Source organism: Maribacter sp. TH_r10 (genome assembly GCF_033101095.1).
GTDB lineage: Bacteria > Bacteroidota > Bacteroidia > Flavobacteriales > Flavobacteriaceae > Maribacter_A > Maribacter_A luteus.
In genome coordinates, this window is record NZ_JAWMPY010000006.1 from 81,253 (window position 1) to 94,668 (window position 13,416).

At 41.0% G+C, this 13,416-nt stretch carries 4 protein-coding genes; 3 read left to right on the forward strand and 1 reads right to left on the reverse strand.

The window, feature by feature from the left end; translation table 11 throughout:
* Position 1 precedes the first annotated feature (1 nt).
* Complete coding sequence (locus tag R3X28_RS14375) at positions 2-1,123, reverse strand: PQQ-dependent sugar dehydrogenase (protein WP_317665155.1); 1,122 nt, start codon at positions 1,121-1,123, stop codon at positions 2-4.
* A gap of 140 nt (positions 1,124-1,263) precedes the next feature.
* Here R3X28_RS14375 and R3X28_RS14380 point away from each other — a divergent pair, with 140 nt between their 5' ends.
* From R3X28_RS14380 to R3X28_RS14390, 3 genes are all read left to right on the forward strand, one after another.
* The gene (locus R3X28_RS14380) at positions 1,264-9,882 is read left to right on the forward strand and encodes a T9SS type B sorting domain-containing protein (RefSeq protein ID WP_317665157.1); all 8,619 of its coding nucleotides are present in this window, start codon (positions 1,264-1,266) and stop codon (positions 9,880-9,882) included.
* A gap of 265 nt (positions 9,883-10,147) precedes the next feature.
* On the forward strand, positions 10,148-11,875 hold the full coding sequence (locus R3X28_RS14385) for a glycoside hydrolase family 9 protein (protein WP_317665159.1): 1,728 nt from the start codon (positions 10,148-10,150) through the stop codon (positions 11,873-11,875).
* Positions 11,876-11,880: 5 nt separating this feature from the next.
* Positions 11,881-13,389: a sulfatase gene (locus tag R3X28_RS14390; protein WP_317665161.1), complete on the forward strand. Its 1,509-nt coding sequence runs from the start codon at positions 11,881-11,883 to the stop codon at positions 13,387-13,389.
* The last annotated feature ends 27 nt before the right edge of the window (positions 13,390-13,416 follow it).

A 13,416-nucleotide genomic window follows, 5' to 3' on the forward strand; every position in this document is an offset into this window, starting at 1 on the left:
ATTACTGTTTTGGGATTAATTTATAAATTCCTTTGCCTTCTATGGCCACATAAATGATTCCATCGGGACCTTGACGAACATCGCGGACCCGGCCCATGTTCTCCAACAACTTTTCCCTGTTCGTGACCTTTGTTCCATCCAAGGTCAAACGTTCCAGATATTGAAAAGACAGGGATCCTACCAATAAACTACCTTTCCAATCTTTATACTTGTCAGAAGTTACAAAGGCCATTCCACTGGGGGCTATGGAAGGAACCCAATAGTGAATGGGTTGTTTCATGCCTTCCATTTCGGTTTTATCGGTAATGGGCGTTCCGCTATAATTGATTCCGTATGTAACCAAAGGCCAACCATAATTGGCACCTTTTTCAATAATATTGATCTCGTCACCACCTCTAGGCCCATGTTCATGATCCCAGATTTCCCCTGTATCAGGATGTTTTACCAGTCCTTGTGGATTTCGGTGCCCATAACTGTAAATAGCCGTTTTAGCACCTTCTTCATTGATGAAAGGATTGTCTTCGGGTACGCTTCCATCATCATTCAACCTATATATTTTGCCCCCATCCCTGGTTATATCTTGCGGATTTTCGTCCCTTGCACCTCGTTCGCCTATAGAGAAATATAAATATCCTTCATTATCAAATGCTATACGTGATCCAAAATGTTGTCCTTTAGTGGTATTTGGACCAGCTTTATAAAGTAACTCATTGTCATACAATTTGTTATCTTTTAGTTTTGCCCTCATTAAAGCAGTATGTCCTCCTTTTTCGTTTCCTTCTTCAGAAGCATAGGTTATGTACAACCAACCATTGGTTTCATAATCGGGATGTAAACATATATCCATTAAACCTCCTTGGCCTCTAACATATACTTTGGGAACATTTGCTATATAGTTTTTTTTCCCTTCTTGAAAGTGAATCAAATCCCCGGATTTTTCCGTAATGAGCATGTTGCCATCAGGAAGAAACGCCATGCCCCATGGTATTTGGAGTCCATCGACGAATAGCTCTGCTGTAAAAGGAATGCTATTTGGTGTATTTGCCTTATTTTCAGGCTCCTGGGCGCAAGAAAAATTTAGCGTTATAACGAATAAATAGAGGTATGTAATACTATTCTTCATATTTTGACGTTAAAATTAAATATTATATGAAAGGCTATCAGCCCTAAAGATAAATAGAATTATATAAGTTTAAATAAATACGCTAAAGAATATACTTGCACCCCAATCCAAGCATATTCTTGCCATAACTGACTTAACCTATGTTTCCAAAAAGCCCAAGGCATATACTTTATGCCATATTGCTGTTGCTATTCTCTGCGGTTTGCACTTCGGCTATTGCAAATTATGACTACAATTTTGTAGTTGGGATTTCGGAAGTCCTCGAGAAGGTTGTTTCTACGGAAGAACGTAGCTCGGAGACTGAAGTTTCCAAAACGTCCAAAACGTCAAATGTTTTAGAAGAACAAAAATCATTGAACGTTTCATCACCGATGCCCATGTTCACCACCATAATCCAAGGTGCCGATGAAGAAGTTGCATGTACGAATGATGGTAGTACTATTGCGCGTTTCAATCTTTGTGGTGATTCCGATGATAGGGTTGTTTCCTTGTCAGGAGCTCCTTTTGGTTCTGTGTCATGGGAAATATTAGGAGGTTCTTGTTCTGCCGATATTAATGAGGATTGTCCCGAAACGGAAAATTCTTGTTATACTCAGGTTAGTACTGCACAGAACTTTACTATTGATGCTAGTACTGTTTCTTCAACTACAGGAGGTGAATTCAGGGTAAGGGTCAATGGATCAGGACCCTATTATTATTTTAAGGTTAAGAAAAGTACCATTACCCAGACCTTTGTAAAGCAAGATTATATCTGTGACGTACCGGGAAGAATACAGATAACCAATCTTTCCAGTGCATATGAGTTCAGTATTGATAGCGGAAGTGGATATGGCCCTTGGCAAGGTCCTATTTTTACCGATTTAACTCCTGGAACGTATGTGGTTAAGGCAAGATTGCAGAATACACCGAATACTTGTGAATATCCTTACACACCTATAGTTATAGAAGAACGCAATATTGATATCGGGGTGACTTTCGTCGATGCCCAATGCTATGGGGAAACAGGTTCTATTGAGGTAACGGTCAATGATGTACCCGGACCATATATTTACACCTTGTTGGATGCGAGTGGGGTAGTCCAAGAGTACACAGCTCCAATTTCTGATAATCCTTATACTTTTTCAGCGGTAGGTTTTGGTACTTATACCGTTCAAGTAGAAACACAACAATGTTATGGAGATGTACTAAATGGGATAGACCCGCCACAAGAAAGTTTAGATGATTTTGGAAACCCGATAATAATAGGTGATGGTTTAATTGCTCTTGATGCCTCAACAGAGGTACATAGTAGTTTTGGGTGTACTATTGCCCCTAATGTCATTTCAGATGTTGATGTTACGATCAATACCTCCGGTGGAGCCGCACCATATACTTTTACGGTAAATGGGGGAGCCGCACAACCGGCATTTGGTGATGCCATGACCAATACGGGATCAACGACATATACGGTAACTTCAGCCGGTTCATATGATATAGTGATTACCGATAGTAATGGTTGTTCCATTACGGCTTCGGCCAGTGTGGAAACGCTGCTACCGCCATCGGTAACAGCAACGGGAACAGATGGTACATGCTCCAATGGTGGAGCGAAAATTAATTTTAATGTCACTGATGCAAGAGGATATAATCTATCTTATAGGGTCAGTAGTTCGGATGCATGGGAGACAACTCCTGAAATATCAGTTTCAGCATCGCCTTCAGGTACACTTTATGACGAGATAGAAGTGCATTATGAACAAGGAGGATTTGAATGTACCCTGCCCTTATCGGATGTAACAGTTTCAAGTGTAGGGGTGATTTCCGGTTCAGCGACCAAAATTACAGATCGTACCTGTGATGGTAGTGGAGGAACTAATGGAGGTCAAATAGATTTTGTTGGGCCTTTTACCGGAGGCTCTGGTAGTGGGTATGTTTTTAGTATCGACGGGCTAAACTTTACGGGTACTACATCGTATGCTAATTTATCACCGGGAACCTATACGCCAATGATAGAGGACGGGGGCGGATGCCGATTGGAATTAACGCCAATAACAATTTTGGATGTTGATCCACCAACGGATCTCGATTTTGCCCAAAGCAATATCAATTGTTCTTTGGGATCTTCCGATGTACAGTTGACTGCTACGGCCAATGCGGCAATAGCCAATTATTCGGTTATAAGTCCTAGCGTTATCGACAATGGGGCTAGTGATACCTTCGTAGGTCTGAGTACCAGTACCTCTTATATATTCCAGATAACCGACGTTAACGGATGTACCTATACAGAAGGGTTTACACCAGCAGTAATAAGTTCTATCCGGGCAAGGGTTAAATCTGGAGGGGATTTAAATGTCTGTAATGGGGCCACTGATGGAACCGGAACATTTTTAATCGATGGTTTTGCGAATAACTATACATATGATATCAATAGTGGATTGTTTTCAGGAGGTCCACAGAGCGATGGTGAGGTTGTATTGCCACTTTCGGGAGCGGGGACATATACCATTACAGTTACTGATGCGGATACAGGTTGTACCGATACGGCTTCATTTGATATTCAAGAGGCTTCACCTATAGACTTAAGTACCAGTGTGGTAACGGCCATGACCTGTGCCAATGGTAATTTAGGTCGTGTGGTTGCTAATGCCACTGGGGGTTGGGGTACTTATAGGTATACCTTGCTTTATCCTGATGGAAGTACTACCGTGGGACCTAAATCGGGTAGGACATTTAGTAACCTTAGCCAAGGAACGGACCCATTGGATCCTTCAGATGTATATACCTTAACAGTTGAAGATTCAGAAGGTTGTACAGATACCTTTACTTTTGATCTTGAACCTTTAAACGCTCCAACTATAAGTTTGGATAACGCTGCTTCCGATTTTTGTTACGACCCTAGTTTTGGTGCAACTGCAACAGTAACATCAACAGCTGGTACGGCACCTTTAAGTGGTCATCAGTATCGTATTAATGGGGGAGCGCTACAAGCTAGTCCAACATTTACAGGGCTAACCCCGGGGAATTATACTATTGAGGTTGTTGATGGTAATAATTGTAGTGATGATCTTTCTATAACCATTGAGCCACAGTTGCGTGTTTCTACGAGTATTGAAACTGAAATCCCATGTGGAGGAACCCCTGGAACAATAAGGGTAAGTGTAACAGGGGGGTATACCTCAGGGTTGGGAACCAAACAGTATCAAGTGAGTGCTGATAACGGGGCTACTTGGGGGGCATTGACCACATTTACATCCAATAGTTTCTTATACGATACTACTTTAGACGGAGACTATATATTCCGCATTTTCGATGAAAATACGACCAATAGTGCTTGTTCTGCGGAGTCAGCACCAATATATTTAGCACCGCCGGCTTCTTTGGATCCACCAACAATAGAAACTTTTGATGTAAGTTGTGGGGGTGCTATCGATAATGGTAGGGTAGTCATCACCCCGGATGCCACTAGTGGGGTACCTCCTTATCTAATTAATTTTGATAATCGAGGATTTGGTTCCCAAAGTGCTTTTTCGGATTTGGCCGTAGGTACATATGATGTGGAAATACAGGATGCAAGAGGATGTTTGTATACAGGTACCATTGACATTAACAACGATCCTACGCCAGTACCCAATGCTATGGTTACAGAAATACCTGCTACCTGTTCACTAAGTGCAGTCAGTGGTGGTATTGAAATTACCAATGTTATAGACGGTACAGAAAATTTCAGTTTTGTCATAGAAGATAGCTTTGGTAATTTTATTACTAGGGAAGATGATGTGGCTCGATCTTCGTTGCCATACGCGATAACCGATACAGCCTTGATACCAGGCGATTATAGGGTAATTACTGTGGATGCCAACGGTTGTACCGATTTAGATTTAGTAACCATAACGACCAATGAGGTGGTGATTACGCCTATTCCTCCTCCAATACCTGTTATTTGTGATGATAGTGGCTTTACCTATGCCGTAAGTGTTAGTGGTGGATCAGGCTCTTATGAAATAAAATTGGAGCATCAACCGGCGTACTACCCATTAAACAATACGCCAGCTGTAAACGATCATACATTCAGTAATTCGACTGATGGTATTCAATATGGTGTTACATATACTGTGATGGTGACTGATACAGGAACTGGATGTATTTATGAACAGGAGATTCCTCCGATTGAAGGTCCATCTACCCTAGAGGTGACGGCTACAGCAAATCCAGCTGCGTGTTACCCAAGTACCGATGGTCAGATTTTGTATGAAATCACAGGATTTATTGTTGGGGATATTTTACAGATTGAATTGTTGAACGAACAGGACGGCTCACGAATTACCTTAGAGTCCTCTGTTACTACTTCGGCGACCCCACATACCGGAAGTTATAATGCACCTTATGGGGATTATCAGATTATTGTTGAGAATTTAACAGATACTTGCGTCGATGCAGTTGCAGTTACCATAGATCAAAATCTACCAGCTATTGATATATTAAATACGACCCCTGCGAATTGTAATTCCGATGGATCCATTACCGTACAAGGTAGGGGAGGTGATGGTATTTCCTATAGCTTTGCTTTTATGCCGCAGGGTGATGTACCTATTGCTAGTGATTATGGTTCAGCAACCACTTTCTTTGGGCCTGCAGGGGACTATGACGTTTATGTAAAAGATTTTAGTGGTTGTAGCTCTTTTGCAATAGCGAGTATTATTCCTACTGATACTCCTCCTGTTATCACTACAACGGTTGTTAATCAATGTGATTTTACATCCACGGCTTTTGATATTACGGTAAGTGTACCGGATACGATAGATACACCGTTATTTAGTTTGGGCGGAGAGGAGCATTATGGTGTATTGAATGGAAGTGTTTATGAATGGACCTATGTTGTTTCCACCCCCGGTGATTATGTTGTAGGTGTGGTCGATGCCAACGGGTGTACCTCACAGGCTACGGCACATGTTTACGAATTTTTATCGGCTTCAGGAAGTTTTACGACCGATACTACTTGTAATGATGGGGATGGGGAAATAACTATACAGACTACGGGGGGTAGTGGTGATTTTACTTTTGAGCTAACAGGATTTGATTATAATTCGAACCCGGTTTCTATAACTCAATCAAATGATCCCTTGGTTACAAGAAATACTGTATTTACTGGTTTGTTTCCAGGTGACTATTCAGTTACCGTAGTTGATGATATAATGTTCGATGGTTCAATATTTTGTTTTTTTGATATCCCGATTATCCATTTGGATGCAGCTGTTACTCCTGTAATAGAATCAACCAATTTACATGATATCACTTGTTTTGGGGATAATGATGGTAGTATCGATATTGTCTTGCAAGCTGGTACTGATGCAGACGGACCTATAAGTTATGAATTGGTCGACTTTGTAAGTAGAACTACGATAGCAACGAACAATTCAGGGTCTTTTACGAATTTGGGTCCTGGCAACTACGAGGTAATCGTGACCTCTGCCAGAAATTGTGAGGCCCTCTCAGGAGATTTGGAGATTACCGAACCGGATGATTTTGTCATTACGGCAACAGCGCCACCTTTTGCATGTGAAACAGGTGCCAATAGATATAGCTCTACTACGATTACCGTAACGGTAGATCCTTCAAACCCGGGAACTGTAGGTAGTGGCTATCAATATAGTATTACGGGGTATTCGGATTTTCAATCATCAAATTCTTTTGAAATCGTTGATAATGGTTCTCCCCAAAATATTACTGTTTATGCCATTGATGGCAATGGTTGTCAAACCTTTTTTGATTTACCGACTTTGGCTACACCAGATGATATTACTTCAACGATTATTGATGTAGATGCCTTGAACTGTAGGGATGATGAACGAGTACGTATCCAAGTAGTGGGCACGACCGATTTCACGGTAAGTGCTGTTTCAGTAGCTCCTATTACTCCAGTGACAAATTCTGCAGGCAATGATTATGTAGATATGTACTTGCCTGCTGCTGGGGACTATATTTTTGAGGTTACCGACAATATAGGAGGGTGTACATATCCAATGCCCGTACATACTGTCGTAGAGCCAACTAGTCCTACGGTTGTTATAAGTGAGGCTAAAGCGATAACTTGTTTCAATCCGGGCAATGACGGTGAATTGTCTATAGAAGTTACGGATTATATAGGTTCCTATACTTATAATGTCTACAGTGCCAGCGATACAGGAAAAACCACGGTATTAACAACGGGTAGTTTTGATACGGCCAATAATCCAGAGACCATAACCGGTTTAACAGGCGGTAATTTCTTTGTTGAGGTTATTTCAGATGATGTACCCTATTGTTCTAGTGACAGTAATGTTGCTACGATAAGAACACCGAACGGGGAATTGGAGGTGACCGCTATAGAGGTCGGTAATACAGGATGTAATGATGATACAGGTATTATAGAGGCAACTGGTCAAGGTGGCTGGGATGGTTCCCCTTATGAGTACAGACTTCTGGTAAGTTCTGACGGAGGGGCAACATATGCCACAGAGGTTGTACCATTTTCGAACAGTAGCAGATTTGAAAACTTACCAAGTGGTGATTACCAAATTGAAATCCAAGATGTAGAAGGTTGTACAGATACGTTTGAAATTAATTTGGCCCCGGTTCCACAGATTAATGCTGGTATTCGTGAACCATTGGCTTTACAATGTCCAGGGGGTAACAATGCCGTATTGGAAGCGTATGATACATCATCGGGAGATGCAGTAACCGCAATCGCCGGTGCTACGGGAGGATATCCCGGAGCTGGATATAACTATCAATTGTTATACCTTAACAGTAATGATAATACCGATATAGTATCTACAAGCGGATTGCAGAATACACCTACTTTCATTGGGGCAACCGGTGGTTTCATTAGTGAAGGCTGGTATGCCATAGAAGTATCTTCCAGTTTTGATTGTACATTCGTCACGGAGCCTTATTATGTGGATCCACCACCGGCCGTACAGCCTAAATTGGTGCAGACTGGAGTTCCTGGTTGTGGTGGTATGGGAGAAATACGACTAACCATAGAAAACCCTGATCCATTGTTTACTTACGAATATGTTCGTATTGAGAATGGGATCGAAGTCGGGGTATATACCGATATGACCGGTACTTCGCAATTATTTACCGGTGTGGCCGGAATTACTTATCAGTTCGATATAAGAAAGAAAAACGCTTTAAATATTTGTCCGGCCGTAAGATCCAATGGTATTACCATGACCGATGCGACAGGAATAACATTATTACCTAATTTACCGGATGATATTTCTTGTGCATCTGAATTGGACGGAAGGATAGAATCCTTTGCTAACGGCGGCGTAGGGGGTAATCAGTTCTACTTGTATTCGGGTGACCCCGTTGATGCATTTAGTCCATCAGCAACGGCAACCCTTGTTCGTGGGCCACAAGATCATGGAACATTCGAAGGTTTGGATGCAGGTACTGATTATTATATAGTCGTAACAAGTGGGGCAACATGTAGTGATATTGCGGGTCCTTTTGAAATTGTAAGACCTGAACCGATTATATTCGAAGCAAATCCTGTTCCGGTAAGTTGTTTTGGAGATGAGGACGGGTCAATTACGATTGAGGTTACCAGCGGAGGTGTTGGATTGATTCAATTCGCGATAGAACCGAATTTCAACGAATTCTTTAGTGACCCATCAAATCCAGGTACATATACTTTCGAGGAGCTTGCGGCAGGTAGTTATGAAATCTTGATTCAGGACGAAAACGGATGTTTTGAAAAAGACGTGCTTACGGTAACGGAACCACCAGTCGTAAGTATAGATGATGTTGCGACTACGCCTGAAACCTGTATCGGGTTTGCCGATGGTACCGCACAATTAACGGTCTCTGGGGGTACACCTTTTGTAGATCCGATTACCTCGGTATCTTATTACGAAACCATGTTGGTCGGTCCTGATTCGGATGGTAGTGAGGTTTTTGTTCGTAATGATGATTTAACTTTTGAAAACCTTGCAGGGGGCGAAACTTATATTGTTTTTGTCCAAGATGCGAATATGTGCGGAACCGATGCATTGATTCCAATTGAAATAGGGGTCGATTTAACTGCGGAGGCTATTGTACAATATGGTTGTGAAGGTATCTTCCCCTATAGTACGGTGTCTCTAGAAATGCAGGAAACCGATTTATTGCCACAATTACTATTTTCTTTGGATGTTGATGATATTAATGTAGCAGATACCACAACCACTTGGGGAGACCTTCCGGCAGGGGATCATACGATCTACATTTATCATGAAAATGGTTGTACCAGTTTTGAAGAGTTCACTCTTGAAAATTATGAGCCATTGACCATAGATGGAGTCAAAACAGGTCCGAATGAGTTAACGGTTACCGCTAGTGGAGGTTTTGGAGGATATGAGTTTTTCTTCCAAGGGGAATCCTATGGTAGTGAAAATGTGTTTACGACCAACGAAAGTGTAACCGTTACGGCCAGGGTCGTGGATCAAAATGGATGTGAGGCTTTGATAACAGTTCCGTTCGAGTTTACGGGAATGTTGGAAATACCTAATTTCTTCACTCCTGATGGTGATAATAATAACGATGTTTGGGCACCAAAGAACCGTGAATTTTTCCCTAATATTGAGGTCAAGATCTATGATCGCTATGGTAGGGTAGTGGCCGAACTCGATGCGGTTAGTAATTGGGACGGTTATTATGACGGTAGTCCGGTACCTTCAGGTGATTATTGGTACGTGGTCAATGCAAATGACAAGACCAAGCTACGCTATGTAGGTCATTTTACACTTTACAGATAAATAAAATTAAGTTCATACAAAAAATGCCGATTGTTATCAATCGGCATTTTTTTACTAAGGGAATCAAAAACATAGTACTATTGAAGATATTTGACCTTCCCGTAAGATGAAGATCATCGGCTTGGTATGATGTTTATGGTATATTTATTCATGATTATTCCCCAGTGGTTAAAAGTTGTAGGTTTTTAATAGGTAAGTGATAAAATAAAGGAAAATTCTGAGTTTGTTTTGTGCTAATTTCATGGTGATTTTAAAACAATATAAAATGAGATATCCTATATTCCAGTTTGCTTATTTACCGTTATTGGTCATCTGTTTACTTTTTGGATGTAAAGAAAGACTCCCGGATAATAATGGGGAATTCAGCGAACAAATACGATTGAATCAAGTTGGGTATTACCCATTTGCTACTAAAAAAGCGGTTATTGTAAATGGAGAGGGGTTAAAAGAATTTTCATTGGTAAATAATGAAACCAAAGAAATTGTTTTCTCAGGGCCTTTGACAGAAACAAAGGAATGGAAGTTGGCTGGGGAGCAAATCCAAGTAGCTGATTTTACCGGTATGAATACGTCTGGGGATTATTCCATTTATATAGAAGGGTTGGGGTATTCTTATCCTTTTAAAGTTGGGGACCATGTTATGCACGATGCTTTTATCGGCTCCATTAAGGCCATGTACTATCAACGAGCGGGAATGGCTTTGGAAGAAAAATATGCCGGTAAGTGGAAACGCGAAATGGGGCACCCTGACGATAGTGTGGTATTTCATCCTTCCAGCGGTAAAAACGAAGGATATATTTCTTCAACCAAAGGTTGGTACGATGCGGGTGACTATAACAAATATGTTGTAAACGGGAGTTTTCCCTTAGGTCAGTTTTATACATTGTATGAACAGTATCCAGGGATTATTACTGATGGCGGACTTAATATTCCAGAGAGCGGTAATGGCGTAAGCGATCTATTGGATGAATTGAAATATGAGATGGATTGGCTATTGACCATGCAAGATGATGATGGCGGATTATACCACAAATTAACTACAAAGAACTTCGAAGGAATAGTAATGCCCGATAAAGCAACAAGTCAACGCTTTATTGTAGGTAAAGGTACTGCGGCCAGTTTGGATTTTGCTGCATGCGCCGCGCAGGCCTATAGGGTGTTCAAGGATATTGAACCTACCTATGCCGATCAATGTCTCTCAGCGGCTAAAAAAGCCTATCATTGGGCCGTTGAAAACCCGAACATTGAATTTTTAAATCCGGAAGATGTAAGTACGGGACAATATGGGGATAAAAACTTTGAAGAGGAATGGTTTTGGGCCAATGCTGAATTGTTTATCGCGACCAAGGAAGCGATTTATTTGGACGGGATAAATAAAAATCCATTGAATTTTGAATTCGCCAAAGGTGATAATTGGGCTAAGTTCATGAAGTTTTCGGGAATGTTCAGTTTGTTGGAAAACAAGGAAGACATTCCTGTGAGTTTGTACAAAGCACTTAAAACCGGTATAGGTGAAAGGGCAGATGCCTTGGTCAAAAAAGCAGGGGGTTTGGATTATTTTCAACCAATCGATGATTTTCAATGGGGTTCAAACAGCGATGTTCTCAATGCCGCTATGATAATGGCGCAGGCGTATCGTTTAAACTCTAAACCGGAATATTTGAGAGGCGTACAACAATGTGCCGATTATATATTCGGTAATAATGCGACAGGGTATAGTTTCGTAACCGGATTTGGTAGTAAATACCCAATGAATATTCATCATAGGCAAAGCGCAGCCGATGAAATAGTGGAACCTGTGCCCGGTTTTGTGTGTGGTGGACCTAATTTTGGAAAGCAAGATGCGGCATCCGGGGTAGTATATCCGGATAATGCTCCGCCTATGAAAAGTTGGGTAGATCAAGAGCCAAGTTATGCAAGTAATGAAATCTGTTTAAATTGGAATGCCCCTTTAACGTACATCCTTGGATTTTTAGAACAAGAATCGAAATGAAAAATATGAAATCATTAAGAACATTATTTTTTACTTTTTGTTGTTTGGTTTTATGCGGGAATAGGGCCAATGCGCATTACGTGTCGGACACTATCATATCTCCGGTAAAAAAGGTTGAAAAGAAACCTCGTAATGTAATATTTATCCTAACGGATGACCATAGGTATGATTATATGGGCTTTACGGGAAAAGTACCTTGGTTAGAAACCCCCAATATGGATAAATTGGCATCTGAAGGGGCTTACCTTCCCAATGCATTTGTTACCACTTCTTTATGTTCGCCCAGTAGAGCTTCGATTTTGACCGGTCAATTTTCGCACTCACACACCATAGTGGATAATCAGGCGCCAGATCCAGGTAATCTTGTTTATTTTCCACAGTACCTCGAAAAGGCAGGTTATCAGACCTCATTTTTCGGAAAATGGCATATGGGTGATCATGGGGATGAACCCCAACCTGGCTTTACCCATTGGGAAAGTTTTCCGGGACAGGGGGTGTATTACAACCCTACGTTGAATATCAATGGTAAACGGGTTGCTTATAAAGATTCAACTTATATCACCGATTTACTTACTGAACATGCTGTTGATTGGTTGGATAATCGAGATAAGGATAAACCCTTTTTCATGTATTTATCGCATAAAGCCGTACATGCAGCTTTTAAGCCGGCCAAACGTCACAAAGGAAAATACAAAGGTAAAAGAATAGATCTACCTTCAACGTATGATCAAACCAAGACCGGGGAGTATCGCGATTTAAATTGGCCCCAATGGGTTGCCGACCAGCGGGTAAGTTGGCACGGGGTCGATTATATGTACCATGGGAATGATGGTATTTATGATAAAGTAGTTGATTATTGCGAGACCTTGTTAGGGGTAGATGAAAGTGTAGGTACTATTATGGAGTACTTGAAAAAAGAAGGTTTGGATGAATCTACCTTGGTCATTTATATGGGGGATAATGGATTTAGTTGGGGTGAGCACGGACTTATAGATAAAAGACATTTTTACGAAGAATCGGTAAAAGTTCCTTTATTGGTTCGTTGTCCCGAGTTGTTTGAAGGGGGTAAAAAACCCGAGCAAATGGTACAGAATATAGATATAGGTCCCACTATTTTGGCAGAAGCAGGGGTAAAACAGCCCGATAATATGCCAGGAGTTTCTTTTATTCCAATACTCACGGGTGATACCAATGCCCCTTCCCGTAAAGAGGTTTTTTATGAGTATTATTGGGAGTATGACTTTCCTATGACCCCTACGGTTTTCGGAATGCGAACAGACCAATACAAGTATATCAAGTATCAAGGCATTTGGGATCGTAATGAACTTTACGACCTTCAAAATGATCCTGATGAGATGTACAATTTGATAGCTGATCCTGATAAGCAGGAAATTGCCAAAGAAATGTCGACTGCGATTTATGATTGGTTAGAAAGCACCAATGGAATGCAGATACCACTTAAGCGTACGATAAAATATCGTACAGGTGATTTTAAGCATAAGAATGAGTATTGATTTATAAGGGTGCTTAAGATTAATAAG